This window comes from Achromobacter sp. 10T422 (assembly GCF_056394065.1).
Window position 1 is genome coordinate 471,245 of the sequence record NZ_JBFTHD010000005.1, and the last position, 16,632, is coordinate 487,876.

The following is a 16,632-nucleotide window of genomic DNA, read 5'->3' on the forward strand; positions in this document are numbered from 1 at the left end:
TTTTGTATAAGGATCAATTGCTCACGGGATTCCTCTATCCCCTCACCAAAACCACCCTCCGCGCGTCAAATCTCCTTCGCAACTCTTGTACTGCGACGAGAATTTCTCGGCGCGTGCCTGCACTTTTTGCGACACCGTTTTCAACCAGGCCTTGCGGTCGTAGCTGCGGTTGCGGTAGCCGGTCCAGCCTTCGTGGTAATTCAAGTACTGGCCGTAGGCGTCCCACTTGGACACGCCGTTGATGCGTTGTGACTTGCTCATGTACCAGCCCATGAAGTCCAGCGCGTCGGCGAAGTTGTCGCGGCTGGAACCCCATCCGCCGGCTTCTTTTTTGTAGTCGGCCCAGGTTTCGTCCTTGGCTTGGGCGTAGCCATAGGCAGAGCTGACGCGGCCCCAGGGAATGATGCCCAGGAAGTAATAGCGGGGCGGCACGGCGTCCTGTTTGAAGGACGACTCCTGGTACATCATCGCCATGGGCACCGGGACGGGGGCGCCCCATTTCTTCTGCACCTTCAGGGCGGCGTCGTGCCAGTCCGGCTTTTCTCGGAAGATCGCGCAAATATTCTCGGGGTTCGATGGCGGCGCCGTGGCGCAACCGGCAAGCGCCAGCAGTAGCAGCGGCGGCAGCAAAAGCCGGGTCATTGGCGGGCTTCCTCCTCAGGTTCGGGGCGCAAACGGGATGCTGCGCCGGGCAAGTGTCACAAGGTACCGCGATTGTATGAAAACGTATCGTCGGAAAAGTTTCCTGTTCGGATGCTTGCTCGGGCGTTAAGGGAGCAACTGCTGAAACCCTCTGCCCGAAACTCGGCCCCAAAAGGAAGCGGCCTGCAAAGAAAGCGGCCTGCAAAGAAAACGACCTGCAAAGAAAACGACCTGCAAAGAAAAACGGCCCCGGATTGCTCCGGGGCCGTCGTTCGTACTGCATGCAGGCTAAGACGCCTGGCTAGCGTGCAAGGCTTACACCTCGATCACGTCCGCCACGTCCTTGTAGTCCGCGATCTTGTCGAAGTTCAGGTACTGATAGATCTGGTCGCCGCTCTTGTTGATGACGCCCATATCGGCCATGTACTCGTCCTTGGTCGGGATGCGGCCCAGCTTCGAGCAGATGGCGGCCAACTCGGCCGAACCCAGGTACACGTTCGTGTTCTTGCCCAGACGGTTCGGGAAGTTGCGGGTGCTGGTCGACATGACGGTCGCGCCTTCGCGCACTTGTGCCTGGTTACCCATGCACAGCGAGCAGCCCGGCATTTCCGTGCGCGCGCCAGCGGTGCCGAAGACGCCGTAGTGGCCTTCTTCGGTCAGTTGCGTGGCGTCCATCTTGGTGGGCGGGGCCACCCACAGCTTGACCGGGATGTCGCGCTTGCCTTCCAGCAGCTTGGAGGCTGCGCGGAAGTGGCCGATGTTGGTCATGCAGCTGCCGATGAACACTTCGTCGATCTTGGCGCCAGCCACTTCCGACAGCGTCTTGACGTCGTCCGGGTCGTTCGGGCAGGCCACGATGGGCTCATGCACGTCGGCCAGGTCGATGTCGATGATGGCGGCGTATTCGGCGTCGGCGTCCGGCTCCAGCAGCTTGGGGTCAGCCAGCCAGGCTTCCATGGCCTTGATGCGGCGGCCCAGCGTGCGTTCGTCTTCGTAGCCGTTGGCGATCATCCACTTCAACATCACGATGTTGCTGTTGATGTATTCGATGATCGGTTCCTTGTTCAGGAACACCGAGCAGCCGGCGGCCGAACGTTCAGCGGAAGCGTCCGACAGTTCGAAAGCTTGCTCGACCTTCAGGTCCGGCAGGCCTTCGATTTCCAGGATGCGGCCCGAGAAGATGTTCTTCTTGCCTTGCTTGGCCACCGTCAGCAAGCCTTGCTTGATGGCGTACAGCGGGATGGCGTTGACCAGGTCACGCAGGGTGACGCCGGGTTGCAGCTTGCCCTTGAAGCGGACCAGCACCGATTCCGGCATGTCCAGCGGCATCACGCCGGTGGCGGCGGCAAAGGCGACCAGGCCCGAACCGGCCGGGAACGAAATGCCGATGGGGAAACGGGTGTGCGAGTCGCCGCCGGTGCCGACGGTGTCGGGCAACAGCATGCGGTTCAGCCACGAGTGGATCACGCCATCACCCGGACGCAGCGACACGCCGCCACGGGTGCTGATGAATTCCGGCAGCGTGTGGTGCGTCTTGACGTCCACGGGCTTCGGGTAGGCGGCGGTGTGGCAGAACGACTGCATCACGAGGTCAGCCGAGAAGCCCAGGCAAGCCAGATCCTTCAGCTCGTCGCGGGTCATCGGGCCGGTGGTGTCCTGGCTGCCGACCGAGGTCATCTTCGGTTCGCAATAGGTGCCCGGGCGAATGCCCTTGCCATCCGGCAGACCGCAGGCGCGGCCAACCATCTTCTGAGCCAGCGTGTAGCCCTTGCCGGTGTCGACCGGGTCTTTCGGCAGGCGGAACAGCGTCGACGGCGCCAGGCCCAGCGCTTCACGCGCCTTGCTGGTCAGGCCACGGCCGATGATCAGCGGAATGCGGCCACCGGCGCGCACTTCGTCGAACAGCACGTCGGACTTCACTTCGAATTCAGCGATGACTTCGCCGTTCTTCAGCGCTTTGCCATCGTAGGGGCGCAGTTCGACGACATCGCCCATTTCCATCTTGGAAACGTCGAGTTCGATCGGCAGCGCGCCGGCGTCTTCCATCGTGTTGTAGAAGATGGGGGCGATCTTGTTGCCCAGGCACACGCCGCCAAAGCGCTTGTTCGGCACAAACGGGATGTCTTCGCCCGTGAACCACAGCACCGAGTTGGTGGCCGACTTGCGCGACGAACCCGTGCCAACCACGTCACCCACGTAGGCGACCAGGTGGCCCTTTTCTTTCAGGGATTCGATGAACTTGACCGGGCCGCGCTTGCCGTCTTCTTCCGGTTCGAACGCGGCGCCGTCGCGCTTGTTCTTCAGCATCGCCAGGGCGTGCATCGGGATGTCGGGGCGGGTCGTGGCGTCAGGCGCCGGCGACAGGTCGTCGGTGTTGGTTTCGCCAGGCACCTTGAAGACGGTGATGGTCAGGCTTTCCGGCAGTTCCGGGCGGCTGGTGAACCATTCGGCGTCAGCCCAGCTTTGCAGCACGGACTTGGCGTTGGCGTTGCCCTTGTCAGCCTTTTCCTTCACGTCATGGAAGGCGTCGAACATCAACAGGGTCTTTTTCAGCGCATCGGCGGCGATGGTGCCGATTTCAGCATCGTCCAGCAGGTCGACCAGCGGGCCAATGTTGTAGCCGCCGAGCATCGTGCCCAGCAGTTCCGTCGCCTTGGCACGGCTGATCAGCGCACAAGCTTCCTTGCCCAGCGCCACGGCGGCCAGGTAGGACGCCTTGACCTTGGCGGCATCGTCCACGCCGGCCGGCACACGGTAGGTCAGCAGTTCGACCAGATTCTGCTCCTCGCCAGCGGGCGGGTTCTTCAGCAGTTCGATCAGTTCAGCGGTTTGTTTAGCCGTAAGGGGCAGCGGGGGAATCCCCAGAGCCGCGCGTTCGGCAACGTGTTGGCGGTAGTTATCCAGCATGTGAGGCCTGCTCAAAGTCGGGTTGGAAGAAGGGTTTTCGACCGGAATTGTAGAGGCAACAGAAGTCGCTAGCAAATGTCTTATATCTTATATAAGACCTGAGCCGATAGCTGTTGCGTTACGGCGACGCAGAGCGGGGCCGCGCAGGCGCGGCGCGGGGCGAGCGTAGGGGGCGCGCAGGGCGCGCGCTGGGGGTTGGGCAGGGGATTGGGCGGGGGCGAGCTAGCGCGCCGTGACGTCGTACACCACGCCAACCCGCGCAAAATTCCCGCCGTACTGCTTCACGATGACCTCATACGGGGCGCTTTCGCCGGGTTGCAGCTTGGGCAGGCGCAGTTCCTTGAAACTGGCGCCGCTGAGCTTGTCCTGCGCGTCGTACAGGCTGACCCAGACCCGCACGTTGTTCACTTCTGCCTGGTCCTCGTTGCGCACGCGGCCCGTCACGGTGACGTATTTGTAACGGTAGCGGTAGCTGAAGTTCAGCGTGCCGGTGCCGACGCCGGCCTCTGTGTTGTCGACGGAAATATCCAGCTTGGGCCGGGGGCCGGGCAGGGCGGCGCGCTTGGCGGGCATCCAGTCGGTCTTGACCTCGGTGTAGCGTTCGTAGTTGCCGCCGACCAGCGCCACCGGCACGCGCTCGCCCGGATACAGATAGGCGGGCAGGGTCCAGTCCTGCCGGACCTTCAGCGGGGTCGAGCCATCGAACACGGTGATCTGCGCCTGAGGCGACAAGGCCACATAGTCCGGGCTGGTGTTGACGACTTCCGCGTACATGATCGGGCGGTCGATTTCGTCCAGCAGCCGGCGCGGCGCGGACAAGGTCAGCGCTTTGGTGTCGAACAGCGCAAAGCCGGGGTCCAGCAGTTCTTCGGTGGTCAGGCGCACATGGTCGATCACGCGCACATCCGCCGGGCTGACCCGCACCATACGGGTGGCGGGGGCGGCCACTTTGGGCGGTTCCACCTTTGTAGCTTCCACGTTGGGCGCGTCGTTGGCCGGCGCGTCTTGCATGCCGAGTTTGCGCATGGCCCAGGGGCCGGCGGCGGTGTACTTCGTCAATGCAAATCCGGCGGCCGCCAGGATGATCAGCACCAATACGGCCTTGGCCGGCCAGGACAGCGGCTGGGCGCCGCGACGATCAGCTTTCACTTTGCACCATGTAGTCGTAGGACGCGACCTTGCCGTCGCCGAACATTTCGCACCGCGCATCGAACGCCGTCACCGCGCCCGGCGCGAGCGTACCCGCGGCGGCGTAGCCGTTGCCGGTGCCGATCATGGCGCCATCTTCGCCATACAGGATGACGGTGATCTGGGTGCTGTTGGCGTCGCCATGTCCTTGATTCTTCAACAATCCCACCAGCCGGTACGCGCCATCATTCTTTACCAGCTGCACCCTGCTGGCCACCACATCGTTGGGCTTGCCGCGGGCGGGCGCAGGGGTTGCGACCTGCAGCGTGTAGCGCGTATAGGCCTTGCCCGGCACCGAGATCCGCAAGGGCGCGTATTCACCTGGCTGCAGGGAACGCGCCGAGATCGAACCCCAGGACGACGTCAGCGTCAGCTCCCCCTGGAAGAAGGTGGCCGTGACGCGTGGCGGGTCGATCTTCTTGCCCGTTTCGTTGCGCATCATCATGACCAACTCTTTGCTGCCGCGCGTCTGGATCTCGCGCACATCGGTCAGCTTCACCAGCGAGGCGTCGATTGGCGGCGCCACGGCAGGCGCACGATACGGCGTCGATGTCCGGTTTGATGACACCAGCGATATCACCAGCGGCACGACCACCGCGGCCACCACCACGAAAGCAATCGCAGCCAGCGCCCCGGGCTTGATCGCCGTGTGCTGCGCGGGCTGCTGCATGCCGCGCAGAATCTTTTCCAGCCGCTGGGCAACGTCATCTTCTACCAGCGTCAGCGCGTGGCAGTGATTGCAGCGGTATTCGTTCGGAGCCAATTTGGTGAACTGAGCGCTGCCGCAAGTCGAGCAGGTCAGGGTTACCGTGTTGATCGTGGTGTGTTTGGGCGTCATTCTGAGCGCGAGCTTTCCGGCAAGGACGGACAGGGCGGCAAGGATAGCGGCAGCGCGCAGCGGCCGGGTTCGGGGACGCTTCCAGTTGTGACAAGATATGTGATTCGGCATGTTCACCCGCCCGCGTTGGGCGGGTGGTCAGCACCCCGGTGATATCATCGCCGCGACCCCAAACCCTCCAAGCGCATGAGTATCTCCCACCACTTGCTGTTCCTGGCCTGCGTGGCGCTCGCCACCTATGCCCAGACCATGACCGGCTTTGCGTTCGGACTCGTGCTTCTCGGTTTGTCGGGGGTGTTCCAGCTGGCGTCGGTGTCGGAAGTGGCCAATGTGGTCAGCGTGTTGTCGCTGGTGAACGCCGCCGTGACGCTGGCGCGGGCCAAGCCGCAAGTGAACTGGTCGCTGATGCGGCCGGCCATGATCGCCAGCCTGGTGGGCGTGGGTGCCGGGGTTGCCGCGCTGACGTGGATCAGCGGATCGATGGCGGTCTTGCTGCAACTGCTGTTGGGCGTCACGATTCTGGCCTGTGCCATCTTGCTGGTGGCGCGCGCCAAGCCGCTGGAGCGCTTGTCGTCCAAAGCATCCTTCGTATTTTTCGGTGGAATTTCCGGCGTGCTGGGCGGTTTGTTCTCAAGCGCCGGGCCGCCCATGGTGTATCACCTGTACCGCCAGCCCTTGCCGCTGGCGTCCATCCGCAACAGCCTGCTGGTGCTGTTTTCGCTGAATGCCGTGGTGCGCCTGACGCTGGTGACCGGGCAGGGCGCGTTCATGGCGTCGTCATTCTGGCTGAGTTTGCAGGCCTTGCCGGTGGTGATTGGCGTGACGTGGGTGGCGCGCCGCTACAGCACGGCCGGGTCGATGAAGACCGTCAAGCGCATGGTGTTCGTGCTGTTGCTGGCAGCCGGCATGGGGCTGATCGTGCCGGCGGCGCGGATACTGGCGGCGGGCTAGCCGCCAGGGTCATGGCCGCCACTTGCCGTGGCGGCTAGCGGTGGCGGCTCGGGAGAGAACTCGCCGGACAACTCGCCAGACAACTAGCCGTGGCCGCCGCTGATGTAGCGTTCGAGCTCGTGGATGATGAATTTCTGCTCGCTCATGATGTCCTTGACCAAGTCGCCAATGGACAACAGACCAATCAGTTTTTCGTTTTCGATGACCGGAAGATGACGGAAATGTCGTTCCGTCATCATGGCCATACAGTGTTCCCGGGTGTCGGTGGGGCCCACGTAATAGACCGAGTCGGTCATGATTTCCCGCACTTTGGTGCTGCGCGACGAGCGGTCTTGCAGAACGACTTTGCGGGCGTAGTCGCGCTCGGAGAGCATGCCCAGCACGGTGTCGCCCTCCACCACCACGACGGCGCCGATGCTGCGTTCGGCCATGGTCTTGATGGCGTCAAACACCGAAGAATCCGGTGAAACCGTCACGACGGAATTGTTCGACTTTTCCCTAAGAATCTCAGCAACTGATTTCACGATGTGCTCCCGGATCGCTGACAAGGTTCAAACGCCGGCCGCGCGTCGCGCCCTCGGTCTGACGGGGCGCTGCGGCGCAACCATGCTCCATCCTAAGCCTGCGGGCCATCTTGCCGCAAGCGCGGCGCCGCTTATTTGACACCCTTGTCGCGGAACGACAGGCTGGCCAATTCGCGCAGGTTGCGGGCGGCGCTGCGTTCGATGTCGGGGTTCCACGCCAGGGAAATGCCGATGGATGCGTCTGCCGGAAAGTCCGCCAGCGTCTTGTAGACCACATTGGGGCCGGGATGGCGCCGGCTGCCCGCCGGCACCAGCGCCACGCCCAAGCCGCTTTCAACCAGGCTCAGCAGCGTTTGCACCTGCACGGCTTCCTGCGTGATGCGGGGCGTGAAGCCTCGCAACTGGCACGCGTTGATGGCCGCCATGCGCAGCCCCGCGGCTTCTGTCGCGGTGTACATGATGAAGGCCTCGTCCGCCAGATCGGCCAGACGGATGCGGCCGCGGCGCGCCAGCGGATGGCCCTTGGGCACGGCCAGCGCAAAATTCTCGGTGGTCAGGGGGGTTAAGCGAACGTTCGAGCCCATGGCCACCGGCACGCGCACGATGCCGACTTCCAACGCATCTTCGGCCAGGTCCTGCATGATGCGGATCGACGTGGCTTCGCGCAGCACCACCGTCACGCCAGGATAACGCTGGCGAAACGCGGGCAGGATGCGCGGCAGGATGCCGTGCGTGGCGGAACCCACGAAGCCCACGCGCACCGTGCCGCCTTCGCCCGCCGCGCCCGCGCGTGCCGCGAGCCGGAACTGCTCGGCATGGAACAGCGCGCGGCGCGCTTCGTCGCGAGCGGCCAGGCCGGCTTCGGTCAACTGCACGCCCTGGCGTCCGCGCACAAACAGCGGCACGCCCACCATATCTTCAAGCTTGCGGATCGACACCGACAACGGCGGCTGCGACATGTGCAGCTTTTCGGCGGCGCGGTGAAAGTTCAGCGTGTCGGCAAGAACCAGGAACTGCTGCAGATGGCGAAAATCCATGGGGGCGGTCCGGGGCGAGGGTTGCCCAGGATGATACGGCCCGCGTATCGGATTCGGCATCGGTGCTATCCCTTCGGTATCGGGTCCGTTGGCATCATGCTCTTCGCTATCCGGGACGTTGCTATCCGGGACGTTGCTCTCCGGCGCTTCGCGGTCAGCCCGCCGCCCCTTGGAGTTCGGTACGCAGATACGTCAGCGCATCGTGATGGCTACTCAACGCCGCCGCGCCAATCCGCGCGTGCCAATACGATTCCGAGCCGCCCGCCAGACGCCAGTCGCGCAGCCGTCTTGTGTAGCACTGCAAGTCGAATTCCGCCGTGATGCCGATCGCGCCATGCACCGCGTGCGCAATGTCTGCGACAAGCGGTGCGGCCTGGCTGGTGCGCGCTTTGCCCAATGCGGCCATCAACGCTTGCGGCTGGCCGCCGCGCCCCTGAAACGCCAGTTGCGCCGCCATGCGCGCGGCCCACACGTGTTCTGCCATGACGCTGATCTGTTGCTGCACCGCCTGAAACCGGCCGATGGCTTTGCCAAATTGCGTGCGTTGGTTGGCATAGTCCAGCGTCATCGCCAACACGCGATCCATGGCGCCGGCCATCAGGCCGGCATAGGCGATGGCGGCGAGTTCATCCAACGGGGCGTCGCCATGCGCCCGGTTGGCAATACGTGATGCCCCGGCCGCTTCGCCATCCACGCGGACGGCCGCAGCCATCGCCCAAGACGCTTCGCCATCCAGACTGCCGTGCACGCCGTTGGGCGCGACGCAGCCGGCCGCAACAGGCAGCAGCCAGACGTGCCCGTCAGCCTGCGCTAGAACATAGTCCGCAACGCGCACCCAAGGCACGTTCACGCCTGTCATGCGATCCTGCTGCATCGACAAACCCTGCGCGGCGATGGCGATGGACCCCATTGGCACGGCGTGTCCGGCGCGGGCGAGCCAGGCGCGCGCCAGCACGGTGTGCGCGATGGGGTAGGGGCACAGATGCCGCCCGGCTGCCAACACCACGGGCAGCGCGTCGGCCACATCCAGGCCCGCGCCGCCTTGCGCTTCGGGCACCAGCGCATCCGCAAAGCCTGCGTCTTCGCAGGCCTGCCACGCGGCGGCAATGCTATGGCCTTGTTCCGCGGCGCGCAGCAGGGCAGGCGTGCAGGTTTGGGCAAACAGGCGTTCGGCGGCGTCGCCAAGCAAGGTGTCCATGGTCATCGTCCTTATCGAAGTCCCAGCCCGCGCGCGATGATGCCGCGCAGGATTTCGCGCGTGCCGCCGCGCAACGAGAACGTGGGCGCCACCTGCTCCAGGTACGCCAGCGTGCGCAACAGTGGCAAGGGAATCGGCGTATTGGGATGGCGGCCCAGCGCGTCGCCGATCAGGCGTGGAATCTGTTGTTCCAGCGCTGTGCCCAGGTCCTTCACCAGCGCGGCTTCGACGGCAGGGCTGGCGCCTGCCGCGAGCTTGCCCGCCACCGCCACGGACAGGGCGCGCAGCACCGCCATCTGCGACAGGATGCTGCCCAGCACGGCATGATCGTTCTGGTGGTCTGCCATATCAGCGGGGCTCGTGGGACCCAAACGGCGACGGCAATGCGTCAGCCAACACTCCAGCAGCGCGATGCTGGAATACAAACGTTCCGGCCCGCTGCGTTCAAACGCCAGCTCGGCATTCACTTGCGCCCAGCCCGCGCCTTCCTGGCCGATCAGCGCGTCGTCGGCCAACTCGACGTTGTCGAAGAACACTTCCGAAAAATGCGCGTCGCCCGCCAGGTCTTCAATGGGGCGGATCGACACGCCGGGCAGCGACAGGTCGATGATGACTTGCGACAAGCCCTGATGCCGGTCTTCTGCCGTACCCGACGTGCGGACCAACGCAATCATGTAGTGCGAACGGTGCGCGTTGGTTGTCCAGATCTTGCTGCCATTCAAGCGCCAGCCGTTCGCGGTGGGCTCGGCGCGGCTGCGGATGCTGGCCAGGTCCGAGCCCGAGCCGGGTTCGCTCATGCCGATGCAGAAGAAGGCTTGGGCGCGGCAGATGCGGGGCAGGTAGAACGCCTGCTGCGCGGGCGTGCCGTACTTCAAGATCAGCGGTGCGCTTTGGCGGTCGGCGATCCAGTGCGCCGATACCGGTGCGCCCGCGCCCAGCAGTTCTTCCGACAGCACGAAGCGCGCGAAATGTCCGCGCGCCGCGCCGCCGTGTTCGCGCGGTAGTGTCAGCCCGAGCCAGCCACGTTCGGCCAGTTGGCGGCTGAAGCCTGCATCGAACCCCATCCACGAGCGCGCGCGTTCATCGGGTTCCAGGCCATCCAGCGTCTCGGCCAGGAAGTCGCGCACCTCGGCGCGCAAAGCTTCGTCGGCGGCGGGGATGGCAGTGAGTTCCAGCGTGTCGATCATGAGGCGCTCCGGTGCGGGCCGGCGCTTGGCCGGGGGGCTCGAAAGCGCACTATCGCGGCGTGCGGCCGTGCGCGTCCAATATTATTTTTGGGCTTTCCGATACGAATCTCGTATCACCCGCGCGAAAACTAATATTGGACGGCAAGCAACGCCTGCACCTACGCTGGGGCGATCAACCCTTTCACTATCAGGAGCGGGCATGACGGAACGTGTGCATTACGAATTGGACGCGCAGGGCGTTGCAACGTTGACGCTGGACGACCCCGCTACGCGCAACGCGCTGACCGGCAGCGACATCGTGGACCAGATTCTGGCGGTGTTCGCACGCATTGAACGCGACCCCGCCGTGCGGGTGCTGATCGTGACGGCGGCAGGCGATGTGTTTTCATCCGGCGGCAACATCAACGACATGCAGCGGCAGATTGGCCCAGAGGTGGGCAGCGCCGCGTTGCGTCAGGAATACCGGCACGGCATCCAGCGTTTGCCGCTGGCGTTGCATGCGCTGGAAGTGCCGACGATCGCCGCCGTGAATGGCGCCGCCATCGGCGCGGGCTGCGACCTGGCGTGCATGTGCGACGTGCGCATCGCAGCCGAAGGGGCATCGTTCGCGGAGAGCTTCGTGAAGCTGGGGTTGATTCCCGGCGACGGCGGCGCCTGGTTCCTGCCGCGTTTGATCGGCATGGCGCGGGCGGCCGAGATGTCGTTCACGGGCGACGCCATCAGCGCGCAAACGGCGTTGGACTGGGGGCTGGTGTCGCGCGTGGTGCCGGCCACGGAATTGCTGCCCGCCGCGCACGCGCTGGCCAGCCGCATCGCGGCCAATTCGCCGGACGCCGTGCGCCTGACCAAACGCCTGTTGCGTGAAAGCCAGCATGCCCGCCTGGACCATTTGCTGGAGCTGTCGGCCGCCTATCAGGCCCTGGCCCACAAGACGCCCGCGCACGCGGAGGCGGTTGAAAACTTCATCGCACAACGCGCCGCGCGCAAAGCGGGACGCCCGTCTGGCGGCTAGGCAGAGAGCGGGCGCGCATGAATGCAGGCCAGGCAAACAGGGGGCGGGTTTGAGTACGGGCCTAGGCAAAGCGAGGGTGGGCGGCAGTATGATGGAGCGCATTACAAGGAGGAAACACCATGAATGAAGTCATCGTCGCTTCGGCCGTCCGCACCGCCATTGGCGACTTCGGGGGCGCGCTGAAAGACGTGCCGCCGTGCGACCTGGGCGCCACTGTCATCCGCGCCGCGCTGGAACGCGCAGGCGTCAAGGGTGACGAGGTCGGCCACGTTGCGGTCGGCCACGTCATCAACACCGAACCGCGCGATATGTACCTGTCGCGCGTGGCCGCCATGAACGCGGGCATCGCCAAGGAAACCCCGGCCTTCAACGTCAACCGCCTGTGCGGCTCGGGCTTGCAGGCCATCGTGTCGGCAGCGCAAACCATCTTGTTGGGCGATGCCGATATCGCCATCGGCGCGGGCGCCGAAAGCATGAGCCGCGCACCGTACATCGTGCCGTCGCAGCGCTGGGGCGCCCGCATGGGTGACAGCGTCATGCTGGACATGATGACGGGTGCGTTGTCCGACCCGTTCGGCCGTATGCACATGGGCGTTACCGCTGAAAACGTGGCCGCCAAGTTCGGCATCAGCCGTCAGGACCAGGACGCGCTGGCCGCCGAATCGCACCGCCGGGCGGCCGCCGCCATCGACGCGGGCTACTTCCGCGACCAGATCGTTCCCGTCGTGCAAAAGACGCGCAAGGGCGAAGTCGTGTTCGACACCGACGAGCACGTGCGCCGCGACGTGTCGGCCGCCACCATGGCCACGCTGAAGCCGGTTTTCCAGAAAGAGAACGGCACCGTCACCGCGGGTAACGCGTCGGGCCTGAACGACGGCGCGGGCGCCGTGGTGCTGATGAACGCGTCGGTTGCCGCCAAGCGCGGCATCAAACCGCTGGCGCGTCTGGTGGCCTACGCCCACGCGGGCGTTGACCCCGACATCATGGGCATCGGCCCGGTGCCGGCCACGCAAGCCGCGCTCAAGCGCGCCGGCCTGACGGTGGACCAGCTGGACGTCATTGAAGCCAACGAAGCCTTCGCCGCGCAAGCGTGCGCAGTGTCGCGCGAACTGAAGCTGGACCCCGCCAAGGTCAACCCGAACGGCAGCGGCATCGGCCTGGGCCACCCCATCGGCGCCACCGGCGCGATCATCACCGTCAAGGCGCTGCACGAGCTGCAACGCGTGGGCGGGCGCTACGCGCTGGTGACGATGTGCATCGGCGGCGGTCAAGGCATCGCCGCGATCTTCGAACGCATTTAAGCGTTTGAACCCAAGCGGCCTCCGCCAGTTACGGCGGAGGCCGCTTTTTTTCGACTCGCCCCGATGCGTTACGCATCCCCCAAATAGTCCCGCGCCCACGCCAGGCATTCGGCGTGCAGCAACGCGCCCATCTCCGCGCGTCTTGGCGCGTCCAGCCGGCTGCTGATGGCGCCGAAGCTGAACGCTACCCAGGTTAGTTCCGACACCGGAAACGCCACGCCCACGCCTGAAACTCCTGGCGTGATCGTGTCTACGATTTCGGCATGGCCGGTGGCGCGTGTCTGTTTCACGGCCTTCATCAACGCGCTGCTGGAAACGCCGATCTGCGCGTAGCTGGCCGCATGCCGCGCATAGAGCGCGGAGATGTCTTCATCGGGCAGGCTGGCCATCAGCGCCAGGCCGCCCGCGCCCACGCCCAGCAAGCGGCGTTCGCCCTGGTCAATGGTGAACACCTTCACCGGAAACGACCCGGCTTCGCGCAGCAGGCACAGCGCGTAGTCGCCCTGGCGAATCACCAGAAACACGGTGTCGCCCGACAGCCGCGCGAGCTTTTGTGCGAAGGGGCGCAGCGCGTCCAGCAGGGGCGTGCGCCGCAACGCCGCAAACCCCAACTGCATGGAATCCACGCCTAGCCGGTAGCGGCGCGTGCTGCTGTCGCGTTCGGCGAATTGTTCTTCCAGCAGGCAGCTCAGCAGCCGATGCGCGGTGGAGCGCTCAAGCCCGGTCGCGTTCATGACGCCTTGCAGATCCAGCCCGTCTTCCTGGTGCTGCGCCAGCACGCGCAGCAGGCCGAGCGCGCGCCGCATGCTTTGGGTTCCGCCCGTTGCGGTCGATTTGTTCATATTATGGGAAAGGTTGATTGAATATTTTGTATTCTAGGATTTGAGGTGCGTTAATTCAATCCAATCGATCCGCGCCATCCGTCGAGCGCGGGCATAGCAAGCGTTGAGGAGACTATGGAATACGCCACCCTTGCCGTCGAACGGCTCGACTCGGTATGCCGCATCAGCCTGGCGCGCGAATCTGCGCGCAACGCCCAAAGCCAGCAGATGCTGGACGAACTGGATGACGCCCTGACGCGGGCCGAGCAAGACGATTCCGTGCGGGTCGTGGTGCTGGCCGGACGCGGCGCGCACTTTTCGGCGGGCCATGACCTGAAGGAAGCGCAGGCCAAGCGCGCCGACTTCACCGTGGAAGAACGCTGGGACTATGAGTCGCGCCGTTACTACGGCTACTGCCTGCGCATCTGGGATTTCCCGAAGCCCACCATTGCCCAGGTGCAAGGCGCCTGCGTCGCGGGCGGCTTCATGGTCGCCAATATGTGCGACCTGGTGGTCTGCTCCGACACCGCGTATTTCTCTGATCCGGTGGGCCACACGCTGGCCGCCGCCGCCACCGAAGTGCTGATCCATCCCTGGGTGATGGGGCTGCGCAAGGCCAAGGAAATGCTCTACACCGGCGAGAAGGTCGACGCGCAGGAAGCCTTGCGCATCGGCATGGTGAACCGCGTGGTGCCGGAAGCCGAACTGGATGAAGCCACCTTGGCGCTGGCTCGCCGTATTGCGCAGGCGCCGCCGTTCGGGCTGCGGCTGATCAAGCGGTCACTGAACCGCACGGCCGATGCGCAGGGTTTCCGCACGGCGTTGTCGGCGCACTTCGACACGCACCAGCTGTCGCACCTGAGCGAAGAGTTTCAAGCGGTGCGCGAGCGCGGGCTGGCGCAAGCCATCCAGCGCAACAAGAAGGGCGAAACGGCATGAGGGCCGCGCTGGATTGTTTGCTGAATCCGGGGTCCATCGCCATGATCGGCGCCAGCGCCAACGCGGGGCGCATCGGCGGCATGCCGCTGGAATTGCTGACGCGCTTTGGCTACGCGGGCGGCATCTATCCGGTGAACCCCAAGTACCAGGAAGTGTTCGGCAAGCGCTGCTGGCCCGACATCGAAGCCGTGCCTGAACCCGTAGACCTGGCGGTGCTGGCCATTGCCGCGGCCGACGTCACGCCCATGCTGCGCCGCTGCCATGCCAAGGGCGTGCGCGCGGCCATCGTGTACGCCGCCGGCTTCGCGGAAGCGGGCGGCGACGGCCAGCGCTTGCAAGACGAACTGGAAGCCTTCGTGGCGGAAAGCGGCATGGCGGTGGCCGGCCCCAACTGCATGGGCTTTGCCAACCTGAACACGCAGGCGCACACGGCGTTTGCGTCGGTTTTTAAAACCGCGCCCGCCCAGAGCGGCCCAGGCGTCGTCAGCCTGCTGACGCAAAGCGGCAACGTCTGCGCAGCGGTGTACGCCATCGCGCGCAAGCTGGATTTGCCGTTCTCGCACTTCATCAACACCGGCAACGAAGCGTGCCTGGATTTTTCGCAGTACCTGGAATATCTAGCCGCTGACCCGCAGACGGAAATCGTGCTGGGCTACATCGAACAGCTGCGCGATGGCGAACGCTTCGTGCGCGCCTGCCGCGAGCTTGAACGCCAAGGCAAATTGCTGATTGCGTTGAAGGCTGGCAATACCGACAAGGGCGCGCAGGCCGTGCGTTCGCACACGTCTGCGCTGGCGGGCGACCGGCGCGTGTACGCGGCGGCGTTCCGGCAATTGAATGTGATCGAGGCATCGGACTTCGCCCAGATGGCGCACCTGGCCAGCCTGGCCACGCTGCGCCATCGCAGCGCGGGCAAACGCGTGGCGGTGCTGACGATGTCGGGCGCATTGGGCGCCATCCTGGCCGACAAATTCATCGGCGCGGGCCTGGACTTGCCTGATCTGCCCGAGGCCTTGCAAGCCGTGTTGCGCGGCGGCATTCCCGATTACGGCATGGTGGGCAACCCGGTGGATGTGACCGGCAACGTGGTCAATGATCCTGCTTTCGTGCGCACCGTGCTGCAGGCGCTGGCGACGACAGACGCGATTGACGCGGTCGTCGTCTATGCGCCCGGCTACATGCTCGACCGCATGGCGGACGCGCTGGCCGAGGCGTCGCGCCAGCATCAACGCCTGTTCATCGCCATCGACACGGGCCTTGCGCAAAGCCGCGCCGCCTTGCGCGAGGCCGAAGTGGCCGTGTTCGATGACCTGGGCCAGGCCGTGTCCGCGCTGGCGCCGTATCTGTTGTGGTGCGAGGCGCGTGGGAAGCCGCGCATTGCCCCGATGCCGCCGCTTGAGACGGTGCCGGTGCCGCCGTTGCCCTGCAACGAAGCCGACGCGCGTGCGTATGTTGCGGCGTTTGGCTTGCCGCAGGCGCGCGTGCATTGCGCCCGCGATGCCGACGAAGCCGTGGCCGAGGCTCAAGCCGCCGGCTACCCCGTAGCCCTGAAAATCCTAAGCGCCGACATCGCGCACAAGACGGAAGCGGGCGGCGTGGCCTTGGGGCTGGCCGACGCCGCCGCCGTGCGCACCGCGTTCGATCAGGTTCGCCAAGCCGCCGCGCAAGCGCAGCCGGACGCCCGCATCGACGGCGTGATGGTGCAGAAGATGGAGCGCGGCGTGGCAGAGCTGATCGTGGGCGCCACGCGCGACCCCGTCTTCGGACCCGTGCTGACCGTGGGCCTGGGCGGCGTGCTGACCGAGATCTATCAAGACACCAGCCATTGCTTGTTGCCGGTGGACGAGAACATCGCCTTGCAGATGCTGCATGAGCTCAAGGCGTTTGCGCTGCTGGACGGTTACCGGGGCAAGCCCCGCGCCGATCTGGCGGCGGCGTGCCGCAGCATCGTGGCAATTGGCAATGCGCTGCTTGCCGCGCCCGCCCACGTGGCGGAAATTGAAGTGAATCCTTTGCTGATCAAAGAGGCGGGACAAGGCGTTGCGGTACTGGACGCCCTGATCCTGCCCGCAACCCCGTAGCGCCAT

The 16,632-nt window shown here is 65.1% G+C and carries 14 protein-coding genes; 5 read left to right on the top strand and 9 right to left on the bottom strand.

Going from position 1 to position 16,632, the window contains the following annotated elements; genetic code table 11:
* Positions 1-42: 42 nt before the first annotated feature.
* The 4 genes from AC1DB0_RS15735 to AC1DB0_RS15750 form a co-directional block, all read right to left on the bottom strand.
* On the bottom strand, positions 43-642 hold the full coding sequence (locus AC1DB0_RS15735) for a transglycosylase SLT domain-containing protein (protein ID WP_054426475.1): 600 nt from the start codon (positions 640-642) through the stop codon (positions 43-45).
* 315 nt (positions 643-957) lie between these two features.
* Complete coding sequence (acnB, locus tag AC1DB0_RS15740; RefSeq protein ID WP_054426474.1) at positions 958-3,549, bottom strand: bifunctional aconitate hydratase 2/2-methylisocitrate dehydratase; 2,592 nt, start codon at positions 3,547-3,549, stop codon at positions 958-960.
* Positions 3,550-3,771: 222 nt separating this feature from the next.
* Entirely contained in the window at positions 3,772-4,698 is a 927-nt protein-coding gene (locus tag AC1DB0_RS15745) for an FxLYD domain-containing protein (RefSeq protein WP_476757256.1), read from the bottom strand.
* Positions 4,688-5,575, bottom strand: coding sequence for an FxLYD domain-containing protein (locus AC1DB0_RS15750; protein ID WP_476757257.1), 888 nt, complete (start codon positions 5,573-5,575; stop codon positions 4,688-4,690). The genes AC1DB0_RS15745 and AC1DB0_RS15750 overlap by 11 nt, the downstream gene beginning before the upstream one ends.
* Positions 5,576-5,761: 186 nt before the next feature.
* Between AC1DB0_RS15750 and AC1DB0_RS15755 the strand changes: the two genes are divergently transcribed.
* Positions 5,762-6,526 carry a sulfite exporter TauE/SafE family protein gene (locus AC1DB0_RS15755; RefSeq protein WP_175171347.1) on the top strand — a complete coding sequence of 255 codons (765 nt, stop codon included), beginning with the start codon at positions 5,762-5,764 and terminating at the stop codon, positions 6,524-6,526.
* An 83-nt stretch (positions 6,527-6,609) separates the two neighbouring features.
* On the opposite strand, the gene AC1DB0_RS15760 is transcribed toward AC1DB0_RS15755, so the two are convergent.
* The 4 genes from AC1DB0_RS15760 to AC1DB0_RS15775 all read right to left on the bottom strand — a co-directional run bounded on the left by AC1DB0_RS15760 (position 6,610) and on the right by AC1DB0_RS15775 (position 10,472).
* Positions 6,610-7,050 carry a CBS domain-containing protein gene (locus tag AC1DB0_RS15760; RefSeq protein ID WP_054426470.1) on the bottom strand — a complete coding sequence of 147 codons (441 nt, stop codon included), beginning with the start codon at positions 7,048-7,050 and terminating at the stop codon, positions 6,610-6,612.
* A gap of 131 nt (positions 7,051-7,181) precedes the next feature.
* Complete coding sequence (locus tag AC1DB0_RS15765; protein ID WP_342066741.1) at positions 7,182-8,087, bottom strand: LysR family transcriptional regulator; 906 nt, start codon at positions 8,085-8,087, stop codon at positions 7,182-7,184.
* A gap of 154 nt (positions 8,088-8,241) precedes the next feature.
* On the bottom strand, positions 8,242-9,285 hold the full coding sequence (locus AC1DB0_RS15770) for an acyl-CoA dehydrogenase family protein (RefSeq protein ID WP_476757258.1): 1,044 nt from the start codon (positions 9,283-9,285) through the stop codon (positions 8,242-8,244).
* A gap of 11 nt (positions 9,286-9,296) precedes the next feature.
* Entirely contained in the window at positions 9,297-10,472 is a 1,176-nt protein-coding gene (locus AC1DB0_RS15775) for an acyl-CoA dehydrogenase family protein (protein ID WP_476757259.1), read from the bottom strand.
* A gap of 199 nt (positions 10,473-10,671) precedes the next feature.
* Between AC1DB0_RS15775 and AC1DB0_RS15780 the strand changes: the two genes are divergently transcribed.
* Together AC1DB0_RS15780 and bktB are read left to right on the top strand one after the other, a co-directional pair.
* Positions 10,672-11,484 carry a crotonase/enoyl-CoA hydratase family protein gene (locus AC1DB0_RS15780; RefSeq protein WP_175171343.1) on the top strand — a complete coding sequence of 271 codons (813 nt, stop codon included), beginning with the start codon at positions 10,672-10,674 and terminating at the stop codon, positions 11,482-11,484.
* A 119-nt stretch (positions 11,485-11,603) separates the two neighbouring features.
* Positions 11,604-12,785: a beta-ketothiolase BktB gene (bktB, locus tag AC1DB0_RS15785; RefSeq protein WP_054426466.1), complete on the top strand. Its 1,182-nt coding sequence runs from the start codon at positions 11,604-11,606 to the stop codon at positions 12,783-12,785.
* A 68-nt stretch (positions 12,786-12,853) separates the two neighbouring features.
* Here bktB and AC1DB0_RS15790 read toward each other — a convergent pair whose 3' ends face one another.
* The gene (locus AC1DB0_RS15790) at positions 12,854-13,627 is read right to left on the bottom strand and encodes an IclR family transcriptional regulator (protein WP_054426465.1); all 774 of its coding nucleotides are present in this window, start codon (positions 13,625-13,627) and stop codon (positions 12,854-12,856) included.
* A 114-nt stretch (positions 13,628-13,741) separates the two neighbouring features.
* On the opposite strand from AC1DB0_RS15790, the gene AC1DB0_RS15795 reads away from it, so the two are divergent.
* Complete coding sequence (locus tag AC1DB0_RS15795) at positions 13,742-14,545, top strand: enoyl-CoA hydratase (RefSeq protein ID WP_054426464.1); 804 nt, start codon at positions 13,742-13,744, stop codon at positions 14,543-14,545.
* Positions 14,542-16,626: an acetate--CoA ligase family protein gene (locus AC1DB0_RS15800; protein WP_476757261.1), complete on the top strand. Its 2,085-nt coding sequence runs from the start codon at positions 14,542-14,544 to the stop codon at positions 16,624-16,626. Before AC1DB0_RS15795 ends, AC1DB0_RS15800 begins: the two co-directional genes overlap by 4 nt.
* The last annotated feature ends 6 nt before the right edge of the window (positions 16,627-16,632 follow it).

Bases quoted from the DNA above. Each gene is read 5' to 3' on its own strand.
- AC1DB0_RS15755 (WP_175171347.1), top strand. From the start codon at position 5,762: ATGAGTATCTCCCACCACTTGCTGTTCCTGGCCTGCGTGGCGCTCGCC.
- AC1DB0_RS15800 (WP_476757261.1), top strand. From the start codon at position 14,542: ATGAGGGCCGCGCTGGATTGTTTGCTGAATCCGGGGTCCATCGCCATG.
- AC1DB0_RS15750 (WP_476757257.1), bottom strand. From the start codon at position 5,575: ATGACGCCCAAACACACCACGATCAACACGGTAACCCTGACCTGCTCG.
- AC1DB0_RS15770 (WP_476757258.1), bottom strand. From the start codon at position 9,285: ATGGACACCTTGCTTGGCGACGCCGCCGAACGCCTGTTTGCCCAAACC.
- AC1DB0_RS15765 (WP_342066741.1), bottom strand. From the start codon at position 8,087: ATGGATTTTCGCCATCTGCAGCAGTTCCTGGTTCTTGCCGACACGCTG.
- AC1DB0_RS15735 (WP_054426475.1), bottom strand. From the start codon at position 642: ATGACCCGGCTTTTGCTGCCGCCGCTGCTACTGCTGGCGCTTGCCGGT.
- AC1DB0_RS15780 (WP_175171343.1), top strand. From the start codon at position 10,672: ATGACGGAACGTGTGCATTACGAATTGGACGCGCAGGGCGTTGCAACG.
- AC1DB0_RS15790 (WP_054426465.1), bottom strand. From the start codon at position 13,627: ATGAACAAATCGACCGCAACGGGCGGAACCCAAAGCATGCGGCGCGCG.
- bktB (WP_054426466.1), top strand. From the start codon at position 11,604: ATGAATGAAGTCATCGTCGCTTCGGCCGTCCGCACCGCCATTGGCGAC.
- AC1DB0_RS15775 (WP_476757259.1), bottom strand. From the start codon at position 10,472: ATGATCGACACGCTGGAACTCACTGCCATCCCCGCCGCCGACGAAGCT.
- acnB (WP_054426474.1), bottom strand. From the start codon at position 3,549: ATGCTGGATAACTACCGCCAACACGTTGCCGAACGCGCGGCTCTGGGG.
- AC1DB0_RS15795 (WP_054426464.1), top strand. From the start codon at position 13,742: ATGGAATACGCCACCCTTGCCGTCGAACGGCTCGACTCGGTATGCCGC.